Annotated in this window: 25 protein-coding genes; 6 read left to right on the plus strand and 19 right to left on the minus strand. The window is 31.8% G+C overall.

The genetic code is table 11. The features are described 5' to 3' along the window. Positions 1–16 precede the first annotated feature (16 nt). The 18 genes from hisF to Q4487_RS02940 form a co-directional block, all read right to left on the minus strand. On the minus strand, positions 17–772 hold the full coding sequence (gene hisF, locus Q4487_RS02855) for an imidazole glycerol phosphate synthase subunit HisF (protein ID WP_303544614.1): 756 nt from the start codon (positions 770–772) through the stop codon (positions 17–19). Positions 773–790: 18 nt separating this feature from the next. Next, on the minus strand, positions 791–1,519 hold the full coding sequence (hisA, locus tag Q4487_RS02860; protein ID WP_100895908.1) for a 1-(5-phosphoribosyl)-5-[(5-phosphoribosylamino)methylideneamino]imidazole-4-carboxamide isomerase: 729 nt from the start codon (positions 1,517–1,519) through the stop codon (positions 791–793). 62 nt (positions 1,520–1,581) lie between these two features. Beyond that, positions 1,582–1,896, minus strand: coding sequence for a four helix bundle protein (locus tag Q4487_RS02865; protein ID WP_303544620.1), 315 nt, complete (start codon positions 1,894–1,896; stop codon positions 1,582–1,584). A 90-nt stretch (positions 1,897–1,986) separates the two neighbouring features. Further along, positions 1,987–2,568 carry an imidazole glycerol phosphate synthase subunit HisH gene (gene hisH, locus Q4487_RS02870; protein WP_303544623.1) on the minus strand — a complete coding sequence of 194 codons (582 nt, stop codon included), beginning with the start codon at positions 2,566–2,568 and terminating at the stop codon, positions 1,987–1,989. A 25-nt stretch (positions 2,569–2,593) separates the two neighbouring features. After that, complete coding sequence (hisB, locus tag Q4487_RS02875; protein ID WP_303544625.1) at positions 2,594–3,727, minus strand: bifunctional histidinol-phosphatase/imidazoleglycerol-phosphate dehydratase HisB; 1,134 nt, start codon at positions 3,725–3,727, stop codon at positions 2,594–2,596. 43 nt (positions 3,728–3,770) lie between these two features. After that, entirely contained in the window at positions 3,771–4,820 is a 1,050-nt protein-coding gene (gene hisC / locus Q4487_RS02880; protein WP_303544628.1) for a histidinol-phosphate transaminase, read from the minus strand. Next, positions 4,820–6,103 (minus strand): histidinol dehydrogenase, encoded by a 1,284-nt coding sequence (hisD, locus tag Q4487_RS02885; RefSeq protein WP_303544631.1) that lies wholly within the window; start codon positions 6,101–6,103, stop codon positions 4,820–4,822. The genes hisC and hisD overlap by 1 nt, the downstream gene beginning before the upstream one ends. Next, positions 6,103–6,960, minus strand: coding sequence for an ATP phosphoribosyltransferase (gene hisG / locus Q4487_RS02890; protein WP_303544634.1), 858 nt, complete (start codon positions 6,958–6,960; stop codon positions 6,103–6,105). Before hisG ends, hisD begins: the two co-directional genes overlap by 1 nt. Positions 6,961–7,215: 255 nt before the next feature. Next, the gene (locus Q4487_RS02895; RefSeq protein WP_303544637.1) at positions 7,216–8,031 is read right to left on the minus strand and encodes a prohibitin family protein; all 816 of its coding nucleotides are present in this window, start codon (positions 8,029–8,031) and stop codon (positions 7,216–7,218) included. Positions 8,032–8,039: 8 nt separating this feature from the next. Beyond that, a complete protein-coding gene (locus tag Q4487_RS02900; protein WP_303544640.1) occupies positions 8,040–10,076 on the minus strand; it encodes a vWA domain-containing protein in 2,037 nt (678 codons plus the stop codon). A gap of 43 nt (positions 10,077–10,119) precedes the next feature. Continuing rightward, the gene (gene fabG, locus Q4487_RS02905; RefSeq protein ID WP_013622522.1) at positions 10,120–10,866 is read right to left on the minus strand and encodes a 3-oxoacyl-[acyl-carrier-protein] reductase; all 747 of its coding nucleotides are present in this window, start codon (positions 10,864–10,866) and stop codon (positions 10,120–10,122) included. Between the two features lie 185 nt (positions 10,867–11,051). After that, entirely contained in the window at positions 11,052–11,924 is an 873-nt protein-coding gene (gene sucD / locus Q4487_RS02910) for a succinate--CoA ligase subunit alpha (RefSeq protein WP_077399679.1), read from the minus strand. Between the two features lie 69 nt (positions 11,925–11,993). Next, positions 11,994–12,929: a UDP-3-O-(3-hydroxymyristoyl)glucosamine N-acyltransferase gene (locus Q4487_RS02915; protein WP_303544646.1), complete on the minus strand. Its 936-nt coding sequence runs from the start codon at positions 12,927–12,929 to the stop codon at positions 11,994–11,996. A gap of 45 nt (positions 12,930–12,974) precedes the next feature. After that, a complete protein-coding gene (gene efp, locus Q4487_RS02920) occupies positions 12,975–13,541 on the minus strand; it encodes an elongation factor P (RefSeq protein WP_303544648.1) in 567 nt (188 codons plus the stop codon). A gap of 8 nt (positions 13,542–13,549) precedes the next feature. Beyond that, positions 13,550–14,335 (minus strand): acyl-ACP--UDP-N-acetylglucosamine O-acyltransferase, encoded by a 786-nt coding sequence (gene lpxA / locus Q4487_RS02925; protein WP_100895897.1) that lies wholly within the window; start codon positions 14,333–14,335, stop codon positions 13,550–13,552. Between the two features lies 1 nt (position 14,336). Beyond that, the gene (locus Q4487_RS02930; protein WP_100896862.1) at positions 14,337–15,740 is read right to left on the minus strand and encodes a bifunctional UDP-3-O-[3-hydroxymyristoyl] N-acetylglucosamine deacetylase/3-hydroxyacyl-ACP dehydratase; all 1,404 of its coding nucleotides are present in this window, start codon (positions 15,738–15,740) and stop codon (positions 14,337–14,339) included. After that, positions 15,730–16,755, minus strand: a complete 1,026-nt coding sequence (gene lpxD / locus Q4487_RS02935; RefSeq protein WP_303544655.1) for a UDP-3-O-(3-hydroxymyristoyl)glucosamine N-acyltransferase — start codon at positions 16,753–16,755, stop codon at positions 15,730–15,732. Before lpxD ends, Q4487_RS02930 begins: the two co-directional genes overlap by 11 nt. Before the next feature lie 227 nt (positions 16,756–16,982). Next, a complete protein-coding gene (locus tag Q4487_RS02940) occupies positions 16,983–18,206 on the minus strand; it encodes an HD domain-containing protein (protein ID WP_303571875.1) in 1,224 nt (407 codons plus the stop codon). Between the two features lie 37 nt (positions 18,207–18,243). Between Q4487_RS02940 and Q4487_RS02945 the strand changes: the two genes are divergently transcribed. The 4 genes from Q4487_RS02945 to Q4487_RS02960 all read left to right on the plus strand — a co-directional run bounded on the left by Q4487_RS02945 (position 18,244) and on the right by Q4487_RS02960 (position 21,924). Further along, positions 18,244–19,788: a bifunctional response regulator/alkaline phosphatase family protein gene (locus Q4487_RS02945; protein WP_303541911.1), complete on the plus strand. Its 1,545-nt coding sequence runs from the start codon at positions 18,244–18,246 to the stop codon at positions 19,786–19,788. A gap of 55 nt (positions 19,789–19,843) precedes the next feature. After that, on the plus strand, positions 19,844–20,251 hold the full coding sequence (gene tsaE, locus Q4487_RS02950; RefSeq protein ID WP_303541909.1) for a tRNA (adenosine(37)-N6)-threonylcarbamoyltransferase complex ATPase subunit type 1 TsaE: 408 nt from the start codon (positions 19,844–19,846) through the stop codon (positions 20,249–20,251). Positions 20,252–20,336: 85 nt separating this feature from the next. Further along, positions 20,337–21,536, plus strand: a complete 1,200-nt coding sequence (locus tag Q4487_RS02955; RefSeq protein ID WP_100895892.1) for an alanine dehydrogenase — start codon at positions 20,337–20,339, stop codon at positions 21,534–21,536. Between the two features lies 1 nt (position 21,537). Further along, positions 21,538–21,924 (plus strand): DUF4258 domain-containing protein, encoded by a 387-nt coding sequence (locus Q4487_RS02960; protein WP_303541906.1) that lies wholly within the window; start codon positions 21,538–21,540, stop codon positions 21,922–21,924. Between the two features lie 76 nt (positions 21,925–22,000). Here the strand turns inward: Q4487_RS02960 and Q4487_RS02965 are convergent, their stop codons facing one another. Continuing rightward, positions 22,001–23,167: a proline dehydrogenase family protein gene (locus Q4487_RS02965; protein WP_303541904.1), complete on the minus strand. Its 1,167-nt coding sequence runs from the start codon at positions 23,165–23,167 to the stop codon at positions 22,001–22,003. 95 nt (positions 23,168–23,262) lie between these two features. Here Q4487_RS02965 and aroB point away from each other — a divergent pair, with 95 nt between their 5' ends. Together aroB and Q4487_RS02975 are read left to right on the plus strand one after the other, a co-directional pair. Then, complete coding sequence (gene aroB, locus Q4487_RS02970) at positions 23,263–24,324, plus strand: 3-dehydroquinate synthase (RefSeq protein WP_303541902.1); 1,062 nt, start codon at positions 23,263–23,265, stop codon at positions 24,322–24,324. Between the two features lie 98 nt (positions 24,325–24,422). Next, on the plus strand, positions 24,423–24,722 hold the full coding sequence (locus tag Q4487_RS02975) for a hypothetical protein (protein WP_100895888.1): 300 nt from the start codon (positions 24,423–24,425) through the stop codon (positions 24,720–24,722). Positions 24,723–24,734: the final 12 nt, after the last annotated feature.

Here is a 24,734-nt window from a genome sequence, read left to right on the forward strand (position 1 = left end):
CGTTTTACTATTGATATTATAATCTAACTGGTATGCCGTTAGTTTTTAATTCTTCTTTTAAATCTTTTATTTCTATTTCTTTAAAGTGAAAAACACTTGCTGCCAATGCCGCATCTGCTTTACCGTCTATAAAAGTATCAGTAAAATGCTGAATAGAACCAGCACCACCTGAAGCTATAATAGGAATATTTAATTCGGTTGATAATTTAGCTAATGCTTCATTTGCAAAACCATCTTTGGTACCATCATTATCCATAGAAGTAAACAAAATTTCTCCTGCTCCTCTTTCTTCTACCTCTTTAGCCCAATCAAATAAATTAAGTTCTGTTGGTACTTTACCACCAACTAAATGTACAATCCAGTTGCCATCTATATTTTTTGCATCTATTGCCACAACAACACACTGAGAGCCAAATTTGGCTGCCAAATCGTTTATTAATTGCGGATTTTTAACTGCAGATGAATTTATAGATACCTTATCTGCACCATTTTGCAACAATATATCTACGTCTTCAATTGATGAAATACCACCACCAACAGTAAAAGGAATATTTACTTTTTCTGCAACACGCAATACTAAATCTGCTAATGTTTTTCTACGCTCTTCTGTAGCAGATATATCTAAAAAGACAAGCTCATCTGCTCCTGTTTGCGCATATATTTCTGCTAGTTCTACTGGGTCACCAGCATCTCGTAAATCTACAAAATTGACTCCTTTTACGGTTCGTCCGTTCTTAATATCTAAACAAGGTATTATTCTTTTTGTTAACATAGTTTTTATTCAAATTCCTTATTTATTTAATATAAATTCTTCTAATTGTTTCATAGAAATTCTATTTTCATAAATAGCTTTTCCTATTATGGTACCTTCACAACCAATTTCTGCTAGTTTAGGAAGCTCATCATAAGTAGAGATTCCTCCACTTGCTATTAGTTTTAATCCTTTTTCTGATGATTGTAAAATTTTAGAATACAAATCAAAAGATGGTCCTTCTAACATACCGTCTTTACTAATATCTGTACAAATAACATAGCTTACGCCTTGCTTTTGATACGCTTGTATAAATGGCACTAATTCTTCTTTAGATTCTTCTAACCAACCAGAAACGGCTACTTTTTCATCCTTAGCATCGGCTCCTAAGATAATTTTATCTGCGCCAAATTTTTCAAGCCATGAAGAAAATACTTCTCTATCTTTTACTGCAATACTACCTCCTGTTATTTGGTTTGCTCCACTTTCAAAGGCTATTCGTAAATCATCGTCCGACTTTAATCCGCCACCAAAATCTATTTTTAGGCTTGTTTTAGATGCAATTTGTTCTAAAATCTTATGGTTTACTATGTGCTTAGACTTTGCTCCATCCAGATCAACTAAATGCAAGTATTCTATACCGTGAGCCTCAAACTCTTTAGCAACCTCTAAAGGATTCTCGTTATATATTTTTTTTGTGTTGTAATCTCCTTTAGACAAGCGTACACATTTACCGTCTATAATATCTATTGCTGGTATTATTCTCATTTTTGTTTTTTGTAAAGAAAGTATTAAGTTTTAAGAACAAAGTCATAAGTTTTAATACTAATTTATAATTGTAAGCTCTTTTGTAGAGCAAAATTCATATTCTTAATCTCAGTAGCCAACCGTAATAAAGGTTCTATATTTTCTTTTTCTACAAAACCTAGTCTGATTACTAGTAGTAATTGAGTTTCTAATTCTGTTGTAGAACCATTCGCATAGCTTAAGAAATTTTTAAACTCTTTTTTTGAATTTCTTCCAGCTCCTTCTGCAATATTGGAAGGAATAGAGACACTACATCTTTTTATTTGAGATGATAAACCAAACTTTTCATCATCTGGCAGAACCTTTACTAATTTGTAAACCTCCTCAACTAGATCCATAGCCTTTTACCAAACAATTAAATTCTCATATTTATTCATATTATTTACCTAATACTTCGTACTATTGACTTTAGACTTAATTAAAAACGACTACATTTCTAGAAAATTCCTCAAAATCTGCTCTCCTACTTCACTGCTCTTTTCTGGGTGAAATTGGGTGCCATAAAAATTATCTTTTTGTAATGCTGCACTGTAATCTACATCATAATTAGATGTTGCAATGGTTTCATTAGTAACTGGAGCGTAAAAACTATGTACCATATAAATATGAGACTTTTCTTTTACTTCACTAAAAAGATTTGTTTTTAAGTTTGATATCTCGTTCCATCCAATTTGTGGAACTTTCACCTTGTTTGAAAACTTTACTACATCAACATTAAAAATTCCCAAACCTCTTGTTTCTCCTTCTTCAGATGCATTGCACATTAGCTGCATACCTAAACAAATACCCAAAACAGGTTGTTTTAATGTAGGAATTAAAGCATCTAGACCACTATCTCGTAACTTACTCATAGCACTACTAGCTTCACCTACACCAGGAAAAATAACTTTATCTGCATTTAAAATTTCATCTACATTATCTGTTAAAATGGCTTCAAAACCAAGTCGTTTTATAGCAAACTTAATGCTCTGTATGTTTCCTGCGCCGTAATTTATAATTACTATTTTCATTTTAAAGTTTAAGTATTAACACTATTTACAGCATTCCCTTTGTACTAGGCAAAACCATTTTTTCTACATCTCTTTTTACCGCCATTTTAATTGCTTTTGCAAATGCTTTAAAAATAGCCTCAATTTTATGATGCTCGTTTACACCTTCTGCTTTAACATTTAAATTAGCCTTTGCTCCGTCTGAAAATGATTTAAAAAAGTGTAGAAACATTTCTGTAGGCATATCACCAACCATTTCTCGTTTAAAATCAGCTTCCCATACTAACCAATTACGACCACCAAAATCTATAGCAACTTGTGCTAAACAATCGTCCATTGGTAAACAAAAACCATAACGTTCTATACCCAATTTGGTGCCTAAAGCCTTAACAAATACCTCTCCTAAAGCAATAGCAGTATCTTCTATAGTGTGGTGCTCATCTACTTCTAAATCGCCATTTACTTTAATTTCTAAGTCCATTTGACCGTGACGAGCCAATTGGTCTAACATATGATCAAAAAAAGATAATCCTGTCTTTATATCACTTTTACCAGTACCATCTAAATTTACGTTAATGTAAATATCTGTTTCGTTGGTTTTACGTGTAACTTCAGAAACTCTATCTTTCAATTTTAAAAACTCGTATATTTTCTCCCAATCATTACTTTCTAGGGCTATAACATCGTTTAACTCATCTCTTTTTACAGTAATTTCTCCTGTACCTAAATTAGTTTCATCATTAATAAAAATACCTTTAGAACCTAAATTTTTAGCTAATTCTATGTCTGTTAAACGATCGCCAATAACAAATGAATTTGCTAAATCATATTCTGCAGAAAAATACTCAGTTAACAAACCTGTACCAGGTTTACGTGTATTTGCATTTTCATGAGGAAAAGTTCTGTCTAAAAACACCTTATCAAAAACTACACCTTCATTCTCAAAAGACTTTAAAATAAAGTTGTGTACTGGCCAAAACGTATCTTCAGGAAAAACATCTGTACCTAAACCATCTTGGTTGGTTATCATTACAAGCTCATAGTCTAACTCTTTAGCTATTTTACCCAAATAAGTAAATGCTTTTGGATAAAAAATCATTTTTTCAAATGCATCTATTTGCTCATCAACAGTCTCTTTAATTATAGTGCCGTCTCTATCTATAAATAATACTTTTTTCATCTTCTATAGTTCGTTATAATTCAATTTTAAAAAAGAATTACGGTTAGTTATTAATTTGGTTTAATGCGCTTATTAGCTGCTTATTTTCCTTTGGTGTACCTACGGTAAAGCGTAACGTATTTTCACATAAAGGCTGTGTTGTTCTATTACGTATTACAATTCCTTTTTGTAAAAGCTGATTGTACCTTTTTGTAGCATCATCTACTTTTGCTAGAATAAAATTAGCATCAGAAGCATATACTTTCTCTACAAAATTTACTTCAAGCAATACTTTAGATAAAGCATCTTTTTCAATCATTATTTCAGATACTTCCTGTTTTACAGAATTCAAATCTAAAACACGCTCTTTTGCTCGTTGTTGTGTTAATTCGTTTACGTTATAAGGTGGTTTAATTTTATTTAAAACTGATATAATTTCTTTTGACGCAATACAAATTCCCAATCTTACACCTGCTAATCCGTACGCTTTAGACAGTGTTTGCGTAACTATTAAATTAGGATAATTATCTAATTGAGAAACCCAACTTTCTTCTGACGAAAAATCAATGTAAGCTTCATCAACTACAACCAAACCATTAAATTTAGTTAACAACTGATGCATTTTTTCTGTAGCAAAGCTATTACCAGTTGGGTTGTTTGGTGAGCATAAAAATAAAATTTTGCTATTGTTATCTGCTGTTGCTAAAATTTCATCTACATTAGGTTCAAAATCAGCAGTAAGCAACACCTCTTTATTCTCTATGTTGTTAATTCCAGATAATACTTTATACATACCATAAGTTGGCGGTAACGTTATAATATTATCTTCTTTAGGCTCGCAAAATGCTCTGTAAATTAAGTCTAAAACTTCATCACTACCATTACCTAAAAGCAAGTTTTCTGACTTTATACCTTTTTGTTCTGCTAAAATAGATTTTAAACTACGTTGTTGTGGGTCTGGATATCTATTTACTCCGTTTGAAAAAGGATTTTCATTGGCATCTAAAAAGACCATTTCAGTACCATCAGAAACATACTCATCTCTAGCAGAAGAATACGGACTAAGTCCTTTTACATTCTCTCTAGTTAATTTATCTAAGTTAAAATTTTTCATTATTTTAAACTCTTTAAACGTAATGTAACTGCATTTTTGTGTGCCTGTAAACCTTCTGCCTCTGCCATAAGTTCTATAGCGTTACCAATACCTTGAATACCTTCTTGAGATATTTTTTGAAACGTAATACTCTTAGTAAAACTATCTAAGTTAACACCACTGTATTGTTTGGCATAGCCGTTTGTTGGTAATGTGTGGTTGGTACCAGAAGCATAATCACCAGCACTCTCTGGTGTATAATTACCAATAAAAACCGAACCAGCATTTTCTGTAGTGCTTAACACATAGTCTTCATTTTCTACACAAACAATAAAGTGTTCAGGAGCGTACTCATTAATCAATTGCATAGCTGTTTCTATTGTTTCTATGTAAATAAGCTTACTATTTGCAATTGCCTGTGTAGCTATTTCTACACGTGGTAAAACTGATAATTGTTTTTCTACTTCTGCCTCTACAGCAGAGATCATTTCTTTAGAAGTAGATACCAATATTACTTGACTATCTGTACCGTGTTCTGCCTGACTTAATAAGTCTGATGCTACAAATGCAGCGTTAGCTGTATCATCTGCTAAAACTAACAGCTCACTTGGACCAGCTGGCATATCTATTGCTACTCCATACTTAGTTGCAATTTGTTTAGCCACGGTAACAAATTGGTTACCAGGACCAAATATTTTATACACTTGTGGTATTGTTTCAGTACCAAACGTCATAGCTGCAATAGCTTGTATACCACCAACTTTATATATTTTGGTAACACCACATAAATTTGCTGCATACAAAATAGCAGGGTTTATTTTACCTTCTTTATTAGGAGGTGAGCATAAAACAATTTCTTTACAACCAGCAATGTTTGCTGGTGTTGCTAACATTAAAATGGTAGAAAATAATGGAGCTGTACCACCAGGAATATATAAACCAACCTTTTGTATAGGTCTTTTCTCTTGCCAACAATTTACTCCGTTTGTTGTTTGTATACTTACTTTACTAGTTTTTTGTGCTTTATGAAAAGCTTCAATATTACTTTTTGCTAATTGTATTGCCTCTTTTAGCTCTTTAGTAACCAATGCTTCGACCTCTATAATTTCTTCATTAGAGACTACATTAGAGTCTAAAGTTACACCATCAAACTTAGCTGTATATTTTTGTATTGCTGTATCGCCATCCTGTTTAACATCATTAAAAACAGAAACCACAGTACCTTCTATATCTGCTACAGTTTGTGTTGGCCTTTCTAAAACTTGTTTCCAATTTTCAAAAGGCGGATTATCAATCTTATTCATTACAATACCATTTTTTCAATTGGACAAACTAAAATGCCTTCCGCGCCTTCCTTCTTCAGTTCTTGAATTACTTCCCAGAATTTATCTTTGTTTATTACTGTGTGTACAGAACTCCAACCTTCTTCTGCTAATGGTAATACAGTAGGACTACGCATTCCTGGCAATAATGATATAATTGTATCTAATTTTTCATTAGGAGCATTTAAAAGCACGTATTTAGATTGTCTAGCTCTTAAAACAGATTCTATTCTAAACTCTAACTGACTTAAAATATCTTTACGTTCTTCAGATATTTTAGGAGAAACTGCTAAAACGGCTTCACTAGTTAACATTACTTCTACCTCTTTAAGGTTATTTTTAAATAATGTACTACCACTAGATACTATGTCACAAATACCATCTGCTAAACCAATATTTGGTGCTATTTCTACAGAACCATTAATAATGTGTAAATCTGCCGTAACACCTTTAGATTCTAAATAATTTTTAACGGTATTTGGGTACGATGTTGCTATGCGTTTTCCTTGAAGATCTTGTACAGATGTGTACTCAAATGATTTAGGTACCGCCAAAGATACTTTACATTTAGAAAAACCTAATCTTTCAGAAAATGTTATGTCTTCTCCTTTTTCAATCAAAACATTTTCTCCAATTATAGCAATGTCTACTACACCATCTCTTAAATACTGAGGAATATCACCATTTCTAAGGTAAAAAACCTCCATTGGAAAATTTCTTGAAGATGCTTTTAGCTGATCTTTACCGTTGTCTATAGAGATACCACAGTCTTTTAAAATAGCTATGGAATCTTCGTTTAAACGTCCGCTTTTCTGAATTGCAATTCTAATTTTAGTCATTCTTTTTTTTAGTATATGTTTAAGAAATCAAAAGGGATTAAAAACAAAAAACCCGCTTGATTTCTCAAACGGGTTAGATATATGTTTAAACACTGCAAAACACTTCTAGCTCGCCTGAAAGCAAGGAGTAAAGTGATGATGATGTGTGTTTTTATTTCTCATTATGGTGTAAAAGTAAAACTTATTTCTATTATAAAAAAGGGAATTTATAATTTTAGTTCACTATTAATAATTTCTTAACAAACAAACGTTAATTTATTGGTTTCCTAAAATTAACGGCAAACCAGAGTCTCCACTACCAATTACAATAACTTTAGAGTTTGGAGATTCAGACAATTTAATTGTAGCATCTATACCTTTATCTTGTAAAATTTTATCTGTTAAAGACGCACTTAATATCTTGTTTGCATCTGCCTTACCTTGTGCTTCTATAGTTACTTTTTCTGCTTCTTTTTTAGCTGTAACTAATCTAAATTCATATTCTAAAGATTCTTGCTCTTGTCTTAACTTACGTTCAATAGCATCTTTAATTGTTGGTGGTAAAGTAACGTCACGAACTAGAATTTCATTTAATTGAATGTATTCACCATCAACAATTTTTTTTGTTTCATCAAAAATTTCTTGTTGTATAGCATCTCTTTTACTAGAATACAACTGCTCTGGCGTGTAACGACCCACAACAGAACGTGCTGCAGATCTAATAGTTGGCAATAAAACTCTTTGTATGTAATCCTCTCCTTTTTCTTGGTGCAACTTACCTAATTCATTACGTTTTGGCTGAAACCAAGCAGAAGCTTCTAACTTTATATCTAAACCATTACTAGATAATACATTCATTTTTTCTAAAACCTCTTGCTGACGAACTTCGTAAATAAATACTTTATTCCAAGGAGCTACAACATGAAAACCTTCTCCCATAGGAGGTTCATCTGTAACAACACCATCTCCAAGAGTCTCGTATAAAACACCAGCGTGACCAGAATCTATTGTCACTGCAGATTTAGAGATAATAACAATAATTAATATGATAACAAATAATACAGGTAATGCAATTTTTGGTAATCTTTCCATAGTGGTTTTTAAGTTAATCCGTTGTATTTTCTAAGAAACCATTCTATTGCAAACACCAATAAAATTAAGCCTAATAGAAATTTAAATTCTACCAAAGATACAATATTTTCTTTGCTCCTCTGTACTGGTTTCAAGGCATCTTTACTTAATAAATCTTGTTTTAAACCACTTATATTATTAACATAAAAAAGATCTGTATTTGTATTTTGTGCAACACGATTCATTTTTTTATAATTACTAGATGTAAATTGTTTTTCTACATCATAATCTAAAATAGTGAAAGCACCAGATTTAGAAGTATTTGTGTTTTTTACAGTTGCAGTAAATGTATAATCACCAGCAGGCAAACTACTTAAATCTGCTTTATAGTTAAATCCGCTAAGCAACATTGGAATTTCTTTATAGGTGGATTTTTCTTTATCCCTTATTTTTAATAAAACAGTAGCATTAGAGTCAAACTCAAAAGCATCATCAAAAACTGAAGCGTTAATAACCGCTTCATTACTACCCAAATATACTTGCTTATAATCTAGAGTAAAACTATTTTTAGAGTTGCTAGGTGCCAAATACAGTATTATTTTACCTATAAAATCATCAAAAGACTTAAAATCCTTATCATTTCTGTAGGTCTGCATTCTCCATTTCCAAATATCTTCACCAAACAAATACACTTGCTTTGTTTTATCTATTTCAGAAACAGACAGTAAAGGAGATTCTATAGCTACACCACGAATGGTTGTTTTTAAAATAGTTAAGCTTTCATTTTTAGGAAAAACAGGACTAACATTACTTTGTAAAGGAGGAAAATTATTAGTTGAAAACTCAGATACATCAAACTTAGAAAAAGAAGAATTTATAGTTGGCATTACTTCTTGCACAGGAAAGCCTCTCTCAAAAACATAAGTGTTTTGAACCGAGTTTAAAAAATTCCAATCTGTTTGTAAACCAGTAATTACAAAAGAGTTTTTATTAGAATTTACAGCATAGTCTATAACATTTTTAAAACTATTTACTGGCTGATAAAATATAAATACATCTGTGTTTTGCCATAAACTAAGCGAGCTATTAGGTTTAATTATAGTAACAGACCGTTGCTCATTGCTTTCTATAGACTTTTTTAACGCGCCTAAGTCTGGGTGCTCTACATTAGATACAATTGCAATATTTGTTTTTTCATCAATAACCTCCAGAGCTATTGTTTTAGTGTTATTTATGGTATTTTTTTCATCTGTTAAAGCAGAAATTGCTAACCTAAGTTTTTTAACACCAATACTTTTTGCTTCTATATTTGTTGTAATAAATTTGCTGTTCTCGGTTTTAGAAAAGGTTATATTTTCCTTAAATACATTTTTACCATTTTCAGTAATAGTAAGCTGCTTAGTTACAGTTTTATTTCCTGTGTACGAAACATAAATTTCTACAGGATATTTGTTATTTAGAAAAGCAAAATTATTTTTATTAACCTGATCTATTTTTAAATCCGTGTAGTTTGTAGTATCTCCTACAATTATAGGATAAATAGGCTTTTTATAGGTTGATGTTAAAAACTCGTAATCCTGTCCTAATGTTTGGTTTCCGTCTGTTATTAAAACTATAGCCGTATTGGTGTTTCTATAAATATCTTCTGCTCCTTGTAGTGCAGCACCAATATTCGTATTCACTTCTTTAAATGTTAAACTATCTTGTAAGCTATTTAAACTACCACCAAAGGAATACGTGTCTATTGTAAATTTACTTTTTAGATCTACATCTTCACTAATATTATTTACTACTTCTAGTACTTTATTAGCTGACTTACTATTTTTTATAGAGGCAGAATTATCTATTAAAACCACTAGTTTAGTTTTTTCTACCGTATAAATATTTTTAGTGATTTTTGGATTGATAAGTAGTAGCAAAACTCCAAAAATACCTAAAAAACGTAAAAAGGAGAGTAAAACAATAAGTTTACCTCTCCTTTTAGCTTTATAATAATATTGAAACAAGACTACAAGCAGCGCAAATATTGCTGCTAAAATTACCCACAGTACAGTTGTAATTTGCATGTATTAATTGTCTCTATTTTTCAATATAAATTTAAGTATTCTATTATGTTAACATTCCGCCATCTACGTTAAGCACTTGGCCAGTAACGTAAGCAGACATATCTGAAGCAAAAAACAAACAAGCATTTGCCACATCGTCAGGAGAACCGCCTCGTTTTAAAGGAATTCCGTCTCTCCATCCTTGAACAACTTTTTCATCTAACTTATCAGTCATTTCAGTTTCAATAAAACCAGGTGCAATAGCGTTACATCTAATGTTTCTAGAACCTAGTTCTAAAGCTACAGACTTAGTAAAACCAATCATTCCGGCTTTAGACGCTGCATAATTAGTTTGTCCTGCATTACCTTTAACACCAACAACACTACTCATATTTACAATAGAACCTTTGCGTTGTTTTAAAAACGTACGTTGTACTGCTTTTGTCATATTAAAAACAGATTTTAGGTTAATTTCAATTACGGCATCAAAATCTTCCTCTCCCATACGCATTAACAAGTTATCTTTAGTAATACCTGCATTATTAATTAATACATCTATACCACCAAAATCTTCTAATACATTTGCTACTAATTCTTCTGCCTGAGAAAAACTTGCTGCATTACTTTTATATGCTTTAGCTTTTACACCTTTAGCAGTTAATTCTTTTTCTAATTCTAAAGCAGGAGCTTCACTAGAACTATATGTAAAGGCTACATTTGCACCATTATCTGCAAATACTTTTGCTATTCCCATACCAATACCTCTACTAGCACCAGTAATAATTACGTTTTTTCCTTCTAACAATTTCATCTAATAAAATTTTGCGTTGTTGCAAGCCAAATATAGGGTATGTTTTACACCTTTAAAAGACATACTTCTTTTTTTTAAGATTGATAAACAAAAACTTTATAACAGTGCAACCCATTAAGTTGATGCATAAAAAAAAGCGTTTACTAAATACGTAAACGCTTTTATATTTTTAAAAAGAATATGGATTAACCCATTACTTCTTTCACTTTTTTACCTATCTCAGCAGGAGAATCTACAACGTGAATTCCACAATCTTTCATAATTGCTTTTTTAGCTTGTGCAGTATCATCACTACCACCAACTATAGCACCTGCGTGCCCCATTGTTCTACCTGCAGGAGCAGTTTCACCAGCAATAAAACCAACAATTGGCTTTTTACTTCCACTCTCTTTATACCATTTTGCTGCATCTGCTTCTAACTGTCCACCAATTTCTCCAATCATTACTACACATTCTGTAGCAGGATCATTAATTAGTAATTCAACAGCTTCCTTAGTAGTTGTACCAATAATTGGGTCACCACCAATACCAATTGCAGTAGTAATACCTAAACCTTGACGTACAACTTGGTCAGCCGCCTCATAAGTTAAAGTACCAGACTTAGAAACAATACCTACTGTACCGCTTTTAAATACAAAACCAGGCATAATACCTACTTTAGCTTCACCTGGAGTAATAACACCTGGACAGTTAGGACCTATTAAACGACAATCTTTATCTTTAATATAATCTGAAGCTTTAACCATATCAGCAACAGGGATACCTTCTGTAATAGTAATAATTACTTTAATACCAGCGTTAGCAGCTTCCATAATTGCATCCGCAGCAAAAGCTGGCGGTACAAAAATAATAGTTGTATCTGCACCAACTTTTTCAACAGCTTCTAAAACTGTATTAAAAACTGGTCTTCCTAAATGCTCTTGACCACCTTTACCTGGTGTTACACCACCAACAACGTTGGTACCGTATTCTATCATTTGCTCAGCGTGAAAAGTACCTTCACTACCTGTAAACCCTTGTACAATTATTTTGGAATCTTTATTTACTAAAACACTCATTATATCGTTTGTTATTTTTTCGCTTCACAAAAATATAGCTTTGTTAGCGATTATTAAAGTATTCTTTGTTTATTTATTTTTAATATTTTGTAAAATAGATGGTATTTTTTTAACATTAGCCAATTGTCTAAGTTTTTCCCTAGATTCCTCAATTGGAGTGCCAAAATAACTTTTACCACCAACAATAGATTTTGTAACACCAGTTTGCCCCATTACTACAGCTTTTTTACCTATTGTAATGCCGCTAGTTGTACCAACCTGACCCCATAGAGTAACTTCGTCTTCTATAACAACACAACCAGCAATACCCGTTTGCGAAGCTATTAAACACTTTTTACCAATTACAGTATCATGACCAACATGCACTTGATTATCTAACTTAGAACCTTCTCCAATAGTAGTATCCCCTGTAACACCTTTGTCTATAGTACAAAGAGCTCCAATATCTACATTACTTTCTATTACAACTCTTCCTCCAGATAATAGCTTATCAAATCCTTCTGGCCTATTTTTATAATAAAAAGCATCTGCTCCTAAAACAGAACCCGCATGTATTGTTACGTTATCACCTAACACACAATTATCATAAATAGAGACATTAGAATGTATAACACAGTTTTTACCAATAGTTACATTGTTACCAACAAAAGCATTAGGCTGTATTACTGTGTTCTCTCCTATTTTTGCTGTCTTTGAAACCGTAGAAACAGATTTTAAAAAAGGCTTAAAATACGTCGTGAGTTTATTAAAATCTCTAAACGGATCGTCTGAAATTAATAATGCTTTACCCTCTGGACAAGCTACCTCTTTATTAATTAAAATAATGGTTGCTTTAGATTGTAAGGCCTTATCATAGTACTTTGGATGATCTACAAAAACAATATCGCCCTTGGTAACTACGTGAATCTCGTTCATCCCTAAAACAGAAAAACTATCTTCACCTACATAATTACAGTCTATAATAGCTGCAATTTGCTTTAAAGTATGTGGAATGGGAAATTTCAAATTTCTATTGTACGTATATTTATATTTTACAAAATTGCAAAGAGTTTATTCCTTTACACGTTCCATATAAGAACCCTTTTCTGTATCTACTTTTATTTTATCACCTTCATTAATAAAAAGAGGAACATTTACTTCTGCCCCAGTTTCTACCTTTGCTGGTTTAGTCGCATTTGTTGCTGTATTCCCTTTTACACCTGGCTCTGTATATGTTACCTCTAAAATAACACTAGCTGGCATATCTACAGATAATGGCAAACTATCTTCTGTATTAAATAAGATAGTTACAACTTCACCCTCTTTTAACAATCCTGGTGCATCTAAGCTATTTTCTTCTAATGTAATCTGGTTATAATCATCCGTATTCATAAAATGATACGTTGGACCTTCTGCATATAAGAATTGATAAGAACGTGTTTCTACACGAACATCGTCAATTTTATGACCTGCAGAAAAAGTATTATCTATTACTTTACCCGTGGTTACACTTTTTAATTTAGTTCTTACAAAAGCAGGACCTTTTCCTGGTTTAACATGTAAAAATTCTATAATTTTAAAAATATCATAATTGTATCTAATACACAATCCTTTTCTAATGTCTGATGTTGATGCCATACTTTTATTTAATTTGAACTAAAATAGCCTTTCATAATTCCCCTTTGAGAATCTCTAATAAACTGCAAAATCTCGTCACGTTCTGGAGTTGCTTCCATTTCCGCTTCAATTATCTGTACAGCTTGACTATTATTATAATTTTTTTGATATAATATTCGGTAAATATTTTGAACTTCTCTAATTTTTTCAGAAGTTATTCCTCTTCTACGTAAACCTACAGAGTTGATACCTACATAAGATAAAGGCTCTCTTGCTGCTTTTACAAAAGGAGGAACATCTTTACGTACCAAAGAACCACCAGTTACAAATGCATGGTTACCAATAGATACAAATTGATGCACAGCAACCAAACCAGCTAAAACTACATTGTCGCCAACTGTTACATGACCTGCCAATGTAGAATTATTAGAAAAAATACAATTATCACCCACAAAACAATCGTGAGCAACGTGGCAATATGCCATAATTAGGCAATTTTTACCAATTTTAGTCTTTTGTCTATCTGATGTACCTCTGTTTATTGTAGCACATTCTCTTATAGTTGTGTTATCTCCTATCTCTACAATAGTTTCTTCACCAGCATATTTTAAATCTTGCGGTGTAGCAGATATAATTGCGCCTGGAAAAATATTACAATTTTTTCCTATTCTTGCGCCTTCCATAATAGTTACGTTAGACCCAATCCAAGTTCCCTCGCCTATTACTACATTGTTATGTATTGTTGTAAAAGGTTCTACAACAACATTTTTTGCGATTTTAGCACCTGGGTGTATATACGCTAAAGGTTGATTCATTCTATTGTTTTTTTGCTATTTGTGCCATCATTTCGGCTTCACAAACTAATTTATCATTTGCATAAGCATACGCTTGCATATGACATATTCCTCTGCGTATTGGTGTTATAAGGCTACAGTGAAATATTAACGTATCCCCTGGTAAAACCTTTTGTTTAAACTTAACTTTATCTATTTTCATAAAAAATGTTAAGTAATTCTCTGGGTCTGGCACAGTACTTAAAACCAAAATACCTCCTGTTTGCGCCATTGCCTCTACTTGTAATACTCCTGGCATCACAGGTGCCCCTGGAAAATGCCCTACAAAAAAGGGTTCGTTCATAGTAACATTCTTCATACCAACTACATGGTTACCAGAAAGCTCTAAAACTCTATCTATTAATAAGAAAGGAGGTCTATGTGGTAGCATATCCATAATCTGGTGAATATCCATTAAAGGAGGCAGACTAAGATCATATTTAGGCACACTATTTCTTTTCTCTAACTTAATTATTTTAGCTAATTTTTTAGCAAATTGTGTATTAACAAAATGCCCTGGTTTGTTAGCTATAACTTTACCACGTATTCTTACACCTGTTAAAGCTAAATCACCCACTACATCTAACAATTTATGACGCGCAGCTTCATTAGGCTGGTGCAATGTTAAATTATCTAAAATTCCGTTTGGTTTTACAGATAACTTCTCTTTTCCAAAAGCTTTTTCAAGCTTTTTCATAGTTTCATCAGATATTTCCTTATCTACATATACTATGGCATTATTTAAATCACCGCCTTTAATAAGCCCGTGTTCTAATAACATTTCTAATTCGTGCAAAAAGCTAAAAGTTCTTGCATTAGAAATTTCCTCTTTAAAATCTGACAACTTTAACAAGGTAGCGTTTTGAGTACCTAATACTTTAGTACCAAAATCTACCATAGTTGTTACTTGGTATTCATCAGAAGGTATAATAGTTATTTCACTACCAGTAGCTTCATCTTTATAAGAGATTACATCTTTAACAATATACTCTTCTCTTTCTTTCTCTTGCTCAACAACACCTGCACCTTCTAAAGCTTCTACAAAGTATTTAGAAGAACCATCCATAATTGGAAGTTCTGGAGAATTTAACTCTATTAAAACATTGTCTATTTCTAAACCTACTAAAGCTGCTAAAACGTGTTCTGGAGTTTGTATTTTAACTCCTTTTTTTTCTAAATTAGTACCACGTTGTGTATTTTCTACATAATTAGCATCTGCCTCTATAATAGGTTCTCCTTCTAAATCTATACGTTTAAAAGCATAACCATGGTTTTCTGGAGCAGGTAAAAATTTCATTGTAACTTTTTCACCTGTATGTAAACCTACACCTGTAAGGGTAGCTTCTTTAGCTATAGTTCTCTGTTTTGCATTTGGTTTATTTGCCATCAAACTTTTTTTCAATGTTATTTATTCCTTTTACTATTTTTGGTAAGTTCTTAAAATGCACATAAGATTTATTAAAATCACCATAATTCATAGCTGGTGAGCCTTGTAAAACCTCATTATCTTTTATATTTTTTCCTATACCAGACTGAGCCTGTATACGCACATTATTTCCAATAGAAATGTGCCCCACAATACCAACCTGACCACCAATCATACAATTTTTACCAATTTTAGTAGAACCAGCAATACCGGTTTGCGCTGCAATTACGGTATTTTCTCCAATTTCTACATTGTGTGCAATTTGTATTTGGTTATCTAACTTAACTCCTTTTTTTATAATAGTAGACCCCATTGTTGCACGATCTATAGTAGTACCTGCACCAACATCTACATTATCTTCTAAAATTACATTACCTATTTGAGGTATTTTTGTAAAAGTACCATCTGCATTTGGAGAAAAACCAAACCCGTCAGAACCTATAATTACTCCTGTATGTATAACACAATTATCTCCTATAATAGAATCTGAACATATTTTTGCACCTGAAAACAAAGATACATTATCGCCAATAGTTACATTATCTGATATGTAAACATTAGGATAAATTTTAGCGTTTTTACCAATTGTAACATTTTTACCTATGTAACTAAATGCGCCTAAATAAACATTTTCTCCATAACTAGATGACTCATCTATATAAACCGGTTGCTCTATACCGCTTTTGTCATTTTTAACTTGATCATAATAAGTTAATAATTTTGTAAAAGACTGGTAAGCATCATCTACCTTTATTAGGGTAGTTGTATATTCCTTTTCTGGAGTAAAATCTTTATTTACTATTGTTATAGATGATTTTGTAGTATATAGGTAAGGTATGTATTTGGGATTAGCTAAAAAGGTAAGCGAACCCGCTTCTCCTTCTTCTATTTTAGCAAGTGTATGTACGGTTGTTTCAGGATCTCCCTGAACTTCGCCTTCTAAAATACCTGCAATCTGACTAGCTGTAAACTTCACTTATTGTTAATTAATTATTAAGGTATTTTATCCTTTATTATATATGAGTAAAAATTAAGGCTTTTTTATAAAACCACAATTAACGGTCACAAAAGTAAGAAAAATAGTGAAATTATTATACTTAACTTAAGTTGGCTTATATTAAAACCTAGTAAAATGCTGTGTTATACGGATTAAACTATTGTAATATTAATAAAAATACTTTACAATATTTTTACGCTAGCATATTATAATTTTGGATAACAAGCGTAGTATTTAGTTACCGTTTTTGATAACGTTTTACTATTTAATTGGTCTGATGCCTTTAATACATCTGTTACTTTTCCGTTTTCTTTTAACACCTTAATTGGTTGTGTATGCTGTATGTAAGCCGTATTTTTTATTTCTCCACTAAAAACAAAATATGCTGTTTCTTCATCAGTTAAATTGTATTTTTCTTTAAAAGCAGAAAATTCTTTTTTAAGTTTTGATGTCGCTATTGGCTTTTTCTTCATTTTAATATGAAGTAAATCTCTATGCAATATCATTCTACTTAATGTAGATAAAACAAAATCGTTATTATGTTGCCACTCTTTTATAGCCGCCATAATATCTACATCATCTAGCTCAGAAAACTTTTTAATCACATCTGCATTAAAATCTTTTAACTCTATTTTATTTTTTATAAAGAATGATAAAATAGAACTACAAGGTAAATTTTCTCCTTTATGTATTAATTCTTTTGCTCTATTTAGTGTTTTTATAAGCAATTGCTCTGCAACTAAGCCTGTTTTGTGTAAGTAAACTTGCCAATACATAAACCTACGAGCCATTAAAAACTTTTCTACAGAGTAAATTCCTTTTTCCTCTATAACCAAATCACCGCCTACAACGTTAAGCATTGTAATTAAACGCTCTGCATTAATATTACCTTCTGCAACACCAGTGTAAAAGCTATCTCTTTTTAGATAATCTAATCTATCCATATCTAACTGACTAGACACCAAATCGTTTAAAAACTTTTTAGGATGTTCTTTTTTAAATATAGCAATTGCAGTATCTAACTTGCCCTTAAACTCTTTATTTAATTGCTGCATAAACACTAATGAAATAGCTTCATGATCTACACCTTCTACAATAGTATGCTCCATTGCATGTGAAAACGGACCGTGACCTATATCATGCAATAAAATAGCACATAAAAGTCCTTCTTCTTCAACATCTGTTATTTTTACTCCTTTAAAGCGTAGTATTTGCACAGCTTGCTCCATTAAATGCATACAACCAAGAGCATGCTGAAATCTAGTATGCTGTGCGCCAGGATACACCAAATAAGTTAAGCCCGTTTGTGATATTCTACGAAGCCTCTGAAAATAAGGATGCGCAATAATATTAAAAATTAGCGTGCTTGGTATGCCAATAAATCCGTAAATTGGATCATTGAATATTTTAAGTTTGTTAGATATAATCAAAATCTTCTTTCTTTACAATTACAAATATAGACACTAAATGAACAAGATAACAATACTTTGGGTAGATGATGAAATAGATTTACTTAAACCACACATTATATTTCTAGAAAAGAAAAATTATGAAGTAATAACCTGCCAAAGTGGTAGAGAAGCTTTAGAAGAACTAGAAGATACAAAAGTGGACATTGTTTTTTTAGATGAAAATATGCCTGGTATTAGTGGTTTAGAGACATTATCTGAAATAAAAAAAACACACACATCTCTCCCTGTTGTAATGATTACCAAGAGTGAAGAAGAGTTAATCATGGAAGAGGCAATTGGATCTAAAATAGCAGATTACCTTATAAAACCTGTTAACCCAAACCAAATACTACTTAGCTTAAAAAAGAGCTTAGACCACTCTAGATTAATATCTGAAAAAACAACGTCTAACTACCAACAAGAGTTTCGTAAAATAGCGATGGATTTATCTATGGTTAATTGCTATGAAGAATGGGTAAATTTATATAAAAACTTAATTCACTGGGAACTGCAATTAGAAGAAATTGAAGATACTGGAATGTTTGAAATTCTAGAATCTCAAAAAATTGAAGCAAATAATCAATTTAGCAAGTTTATTGAAAAAAACTACCCAGACTGGTTTGCTGGCGGAGATGCTCCTGTTTTATCCCAAAATCTATTTAAAAAATTAATAAAACCAGAACTAAAAGAAAAACCTACGCTTTTAGTTGTGGTAGACAACTTAAGATATGACCAATGGTTAGCTTTTGAAAGTACCGTTAACTCATTTTACAAAAAAACTAAAGAAGAACCTTATTTTAGTATTTTACCTACTGCTACCCAGTATGCTCGTAATGCCATTTTCTCTGGTCTAACCCCTTTAGAAATGGAGAAACAACATCCAAATTGGTGGAAAAACGACACTGAAGAAGGCGGTAAAAATTTACACGAAGCAGATTTTCTTGGCGCACAATTAAAAAGACTTGGATTAGATTTAAAATGGGAATACCATAAAATTAGCAGTCTAAAACAAGGCAAACAATTATCTCAAAATTATAAATCACAAAAAGATAACGACCTAACAGTTATTGTATACAATTTTGTAGATATGCTTTCTCACTCTAAAACAGAAATGGAAGTAATAAAAGAGCTTGCCAGTAACGACAAAGCCTACAGATCTTTAACAGTTAGCTGGTTTAAAAACTCCCCTTTGTTAGAAATTATACAGCAAGCACAAACAATGGGTCAAAAATTAATTATAACCACAGATCATGGCACTATAAATGTAAAACAACCATCTAAGGTTGTTGGTGATAAAGACACTAGTCTAAACCTAAGATATAAAACAGGTCGTAGTTTGTCTTACGAGGATAAAGATGTACTTGCTGCTAAAAACCCTAAAGATTTACAACTGCCAACAATAAATATGAGCAGCTCTTTTATATTTGCTAAAAACGATTTATTTTTTGCTTACCCAAATAATTATAATCACTACGTTAGTTACTATAGAAATACCTACCAACACGGTGGCGTTTCACTAGAAGAAATGATTATACCATTTGCTGTTTTAGAGCCTAGATAATTGTTTTAAAACTTACTACTAATTACTTTTGTACGCTTGTAATTTTTTTATAAAAATGAATAAAACTTTTTCTACACCAGAAATTCAGGATATTGCTAAGGATATAATTAAAAATGCACCAACCAAAACCCTATGTTTTTACGGTGAAATGGGCGCAGGAAAAACTACTTTAATTAAAGCTATAATGAAAGAGCTTGGTGTGGTTGGCGACACCTCTAGCCCTACTTTTGGCATTGTAAACGAATACCAAGACAACAAGAACAACACTTTAGCTTATCATTTTGATTTTTATAGACTTGAAGACGAAATGGAAGCTTTAGACATTGGCGTAGAAGACTATTTTTACGCAAACAAATGGGTATTTATAGAGTGGCCAGAAAAAATAAGTTCATTTTTACCTGAAGACGCTACCAATATAAAACTAGAAGTAATTAACCCTACCGACCGTAAAATCAGTTTTTAAAACACTTTTAGAAAAAGTAATTAAAGCAACTATTTTAAAAATAAAATTGTAATTTTGATGGTCAAAATAACAAATACTAACGGATATGAATCAGCCTTCTTCGCCTTTTAGCAAATTCCAATTATTACCACAGGAAGAGAAGCTAGAAATTCTTAGAAAAAAGGGTGAATTATTCATTGGTATGCTGAAAGAAAACCAGTATCAAGAAAAACGAATTTGCCTAACTCCTGATGCCGTAAATGCACTTACTTGCAACGGACATAGAGTTTTAATTGAGTCTGGTGCTGGTGAAGGTGCAAATTTTACAGATTTAGACTATACAAATGCTGGTGCTGAAGTTACAAAAGACACTAAAAAGGTATTTTCTTGTCCTATTATACTAAAGGTAGAGCCACCTACAATATCAGAAATACAAATGCTAAACCCGCAGACAACTATTATATCTGCGCTTCAAATAAAAACACAGTCTAAAAAATATTTTGAAGAATTAGCAAAAAAACGAATTACAGCAATTGCTTTTGAATACATACAAGATGAAGATGGTAAATATCCTGCAGTACGCTCATTAAGTGAAATTGCTGGTATATCATCTGTCTTAATAGCATCAGAATTAATGGCTACTACTAATAATGGTAACGGCCTAATGTTTGGTAACATTAGTGGCGTACCACCTGTAGAAGTTGTTATTATTGGCGCAGGAACCGTTGGAGAATTTGCCGCTAGATCTGCAATTGGACTAGGTGCTAATGTAAAAATATTTGATAACTCCATTACCAAATTAAGACAAATACAAACCAACCTAAAACAAACAGTTTACACATCTACACTACAACCTAAAAACCTCTTAAAATCTTTAAAAAGATGTGATGTTGCTATTGGCGCAATTAGAGGCAAAGACCGCTCACCTATTGTAGTTACAGAAACTATGGTAGAAAATATGAAAAAAGATGCAGTAATTATAGATGTTAGTATAGATATGGGTGGTTGCTTTGAAACATCTGAACTTACAACACACAATAAACCAACAATAAAAAAACACGGTGTTATACATTACTGTGTTCCCAACATACCATCTAGATACCCTAAAACATCTTCAATATCTATTAGCAACATCTTTACTCCTTATTTATTAAAAATTGGAGAAGATGGCGGAATGGAAAATGCATTGCGTTTTGATAAAGGCTTGCGTAACGGACTATATATGTACCACGGAATTTTAACAAACAAATCTGTAGGAGAATGGTACGACTTGCAGTATAGTGATATCAATTTTTTAATTTTTTAATATGGCATTCATCAAACGATTAGGATGGTACTTAGTTGGACTATCAATCGGCATTGTATTTTTAACTTTTTTCCTGAAAAAGAAATCAGACGAAACAGGAACCGAGTTCTGTTATTTTCCAAACTGTAGAGTTTTAAAAGATTTACGCTCTAAACCTTTATCATATTCTGACGAAATTAAAGTCTTATTCAACAATAAAACTATAGACTCTACAACAGTCTCTTATTTTTTAAATGATGGTGATATAGATTTTGGAAATAGTGACACAAAATCTACTCCTTGCAAAACCTATAAAATTGAAGGTTTAGTTAAAGAAAAAGAAGCTATTTTAACTGTAATAAACTGCACAAACAAAGTAGTTGTAGATAAAATAGATTTAAGTAATTAGGTTTAACTAAGTCAACACATAAAAAAAGGTGAGTTTTAAAACTCACCTTTTTTTTATTTAAAACGCTATATTTTTATTAAATTTTTCTTCTTTTACGCTCTTCTTTCAATAAAGACAACTCTCTGGTTGTTTGCCCTGCAACTGAGGTATTTTCTTCAGCTCTACGTATTAAATAAGGCATAACATCTCTAACAGGTCCAAAAGGCAAGTATTTAGCAACATTATAACCACTAGCTGCTAGGTTAAAAGAAATATGATCACTCATACCATACAGTTGCCCAAACCAAACACGCGAGTCAGAGTGTGCAATATTTTTCTCTTGCATTATACGCATCAAACTATAGCAACTATTTTCATTATGGGTACCCATAAAAATAGACATCACATCTAAATTCTCTATCATATAAACCACAGCAGCATCAAAATTATCATCTGTAGCTTTTTTATTGGCGCAAATTGGTGTTGGATACCCTTTTCTTTCAGCTCTCTCATTTTCTTTCTCCATATATGCACCACGCACTACCTTCATCCCTATTTTAAAGCCTTCTTCTTTTGCTTCTAAATGTAATTTTTTAAGGTAAGCCAACCTGTCCCAACGATACATTTGCAATGTATTATAAACTACAACTTTCTCCTTATTATATTTTCGCATCATTTGCGCGCACAAATCATCAGCAGCGTCTTGCATCCAGCTTTCTTCACCATCTACCAAAAGAGCTACACCTAAATCGTAAGCTTTTTTACAAACCTTATCAAACCTAGACACAATTCTATCCCACTCTAACTGCTCAACATCTGTTAACTTTATACCTGCTCCTACTTTTTCAAAAAGAATAAATCTTCCAAATCCGGTAGGCTTAAAAACCGCTAGCGGAATAGCCTCTTTTTCTTTAACAAAATCTAATACGTGTAAAATTTTCTCGTAAGCCTCATCAAAATGACTCTCATCTTCTTTACCCTCTACAGAATAATCTAAAATAGTACTTACTTTTTTATCGTACATTTTATCTGCAACTGGCATACAATCTTGCTCACTAACACCACCACAAAAATGGTCAAAAACAGTAGCTCTTATTAAACCTTCTACAGGTAAATGAGCTTTTATAGCAAAATTAGTAACAGCAGTACCAATACGAACCAATGGTTCATTTGCTATTAATTTAAACAAAAAATACGCTCTCTCTAGTTCAGAATCTGATTTTAGAGCAAAAGCAGTTGCTGTATTTTCAAAAATTTGTTCCATTTTTATGAATTTCGTAATGCAGCAAATATAAATACAGATTTTGTATTCTAATAACTAAAATATGTCTTTATTTTGCGTGATGTAAATATATAATTATGCAGTCAATTTTAGCAAGTACATATTCAGTTCATTTTAATGAAAAAGCATATACAGAATTAAATTCTCACTTAGAAAAAGCAAATTATTCTAAGGTTTTTATTTTAGTTGATGAAAATACACATCAGCACTGCTTACCTAGCTTTATGGCTCAGATTTATGGTGATTACAACTATGAAATTATAGAAATTGAAGAAGGCGAAATAAACAAAACTATAGAAACTTGTGTACAAGTTTGGCACGTTTTATCTGAACTAGATGCAGACCGAAAAAGCGTTATGATTAACCTTGGCGGAGGCGTTATTACAGATTTAGGTGGTTTTGTCGCATCAACCTTTAAAAGAGGAATAGATTTTATAAACGTACCTACTACATTACTATCTATGGTAGATGCTTCTGTTGGAGGTAAAACAGGAGTAGATTTAGGTTCTTTAAAAAACCAGGTAGGCGTTATCAATCAACCACAAATGGTACTAGTTGTTTCTTCTTTTCTACAAACTTTAGAAGAAAGACAACTACACAGTGGTTTTGCAGAAATGCTTAAACACGGCTTAATTAAAGATAAAAAATATTGGAATGAACTTAATTTAGTTTCTGATTTTAATAATTTAGATGAGTTTATTTACGACTCTGTAGTTATAAAAAATGATGTTGTTACTATTGATCCAACAGAACAAAACTTACGTAAAATACTAAACTTTGGCCACACTCTTGGTCACGCAGTAGAGTCTTACTTTTTAGAAACAGAAAGCAAAAAAACATTATTACACGGTGAAGCTATTGCAGTTGGTATGATTTTAGAAGCATACATAAGTAACAAACTAACTAACCTGTCTGAGATAGAATTAAATGCTATAAAATCTACTTTTACGAAACGATATGGCAAAGTTGAATTTACAGAAGAGGATATAAAAAATATACTTACATATTTAAAGTTTGACAAGAAGAACTCTCATGGCAATATTAATTTTGTTTTACTAAAATCTATTGGTAATTGTCAAATAGATGTAACCGTTCCTGAAGATTTATTACACCAGTCTTTTGCTTACTACAAAGTTTAAGTTGCACACCTACATAAAAACACTGTTACACAACTAATTACATTTTTGCAGTGAAAAAAGTTTTAGTTTAGTTCTTATAAAACTAAAACCGATGAATTATGTTACGCAAACTAGTAGATTACAAAAAACTTGACCACACAGTAGCCACAAAATTAATAGAATCCTATCCACATGGATATGGAGATAACGACATTATTGTTTTTAAAAATGCAAAAGGAGAATTTGTAGAAGCTGTAGAAGTAAAAACAGAAGACACCATTTACTTGGTTAGAATAAGTAAAAGTTTATCTAACTTTATTGCTAATTTTGATGACACCATTGAAAAAGAGCTAGAATCCCCTGTTTCTAATATGTCTGAAACTGTCTATACAGAAAACACTAAAGAATTAGAGGATTAATGCAATGCTACT

It is taken from the genome of Cellulophaga sp. 3_MG-2023, assembly GCF_030546975.1.
Classification (GTDB): domain Bacteria; phylum Bacteroidota; class Bacteroidia; order Flavobacteriales; family Flavobacteriaceae; genus Cellulophaga.

Bases quoted from the DNA above. Each gene is read 5' to 3' on its own strand.
- hisF (WP_303544614.1), bottom strand. From the start codon at position 772: ATGTTAACAAAAAGAATAATACCTTGTTTAGATATTAAGAACGGACGA.
- hisA (WP_100895908.1), bottom strand. From the start codon at position 1,519: ATGAGAATAATACCAGCAATAGATATTATAGACGGTAAATGTGTACGC.
- Q4487_RS02865 (WP_303544620.1), bottom strand. From the start codon at position 1,896: ATGGATCTAGTTGAGGAGGTTTACAAATTAGTAAAGGTTCTGCCAGAT.
- hisH (WP_303544623.1), bottom strand. From the start codon at position 2,568: ATGAAAATAGTAATTATAAATTACGGCGCAGGAAACATACAGAGCATT.
- hisB (WP_303544625.1), bottom strand. From the start codon at position 3,727: ATGAAAAAAGTATTATTTATAGATAGAGACGGCACTATAATTAAAGAG.
- hisC (WP_303544628.1), bottom strand. From the start codon at position 4,820: ATGAAAAATTTTAACTTAGATAAATTAACTAGAGAGAATGTAAAAGGA.
- hisD (WP_303544631.1), bottom strand. From the start codon at position 6,103: ATGAATAAGATTGATAATCCGCCTTTTGAAAATTGGAAACAAGTTTTA.
- hisG (WP_303544634.1), bottom strand. From the start codon at position 6,960: ATGACTAAAATTAGAATTGCAATTCAGAAAAGCGGACGTTTAAACGAA.
- Q4487_RS02895 (WP_303544637.1), bottom strand. From the start codon at position 8,031: ATGGAAAGATTACCAAAAATTGCATTACCTGTATTATTTGTTATCATA.
- Q4487_RS02900 (WP_303544640.1), bottom strand. From the start codon at position 10,076: ATGCAAATTACAACTGTACTGTGGGTAATTTTAGCAGCAATATTTGCG.
- fabG (WP_013622522.1), bottom strand. From the start codon at position 10,866: ATGAAATTGTTAGAAGGAAAAAACGTAATTATTACTGGTGCTAGTAGA.
- sucD (WP_077399679.1), bottom strand. From the start codon at position 11,924: ATGAGTGTTTTAGTAAATAAAGATTCCAAAATAATTGTACAAGGGTTT.
- efp (WP_303544648.1), bottom strand. From the start codon at position 13,541: ATGGCATCAACATCAGACATTAGAAAAGGATTGTGTATTAGATACAAT.
- lpxA (WP_100895897.1), bottom strand. From the start codon at position 14,335: ATGAATCAACCTTTAGCGTATATACACCCAGGTGCTAAAATCGCAAAA.
- Q4487_RS02930 (WP_100896862.1), bottom strand. From the start codon at position 15,740: ATGGCAAATAAACCAAATGCAAAACAGAGAACTATAGCTAAAGAAGCT.
- Q4487_RS02945 (WP_303541911.1), top strand. From the start codon at position 18,244: ATGAACAAGATAACAATACTTTGGGTAGATGATGAAATAGATTTACTT.
- tsaE (WP_303541909.1), top strand. From the start codon at position 19,844: ATGAATAAAACTTTTTCTACACCAGAAATTCAGGATATTGCTAAGGAT.
- Q4487_RS02955 (WP_100895892.1), top strand. From the start codon at position 20,337: ATGAATCAGCCTTCTTCGCCTTTTAGCAAATTCCAATTATTACCACAG.
- Q4487_RS02960 (WP_303541906.1), top strand. From the start codon at position 21,538: ATGGCATTCATCAAACGATTAGGATGGTACTTAGTTGGACTATCAATC.
- Q4487_RS02965 (WP_303541904.1), bottom strand. From the start codon at position 23,167: ATGGAACAAATTTTTGAAAATACAGCAACTGCTTTTGCTCTAAAATCA.
- aroB (WP_303541902.1), top strand. From the start codon at position 23,263: ATGCAGTCAATTTTAGCAAGTACATATTCAGTTCATTTTAATGAAAAA.
- Q4487_RS02975 (WP_100895888.1), top strand. From the start codon at position 24,423: ATGTTACGCAAACTAGTAGATTACAAAAAACTTGACCACACAGTAGCC.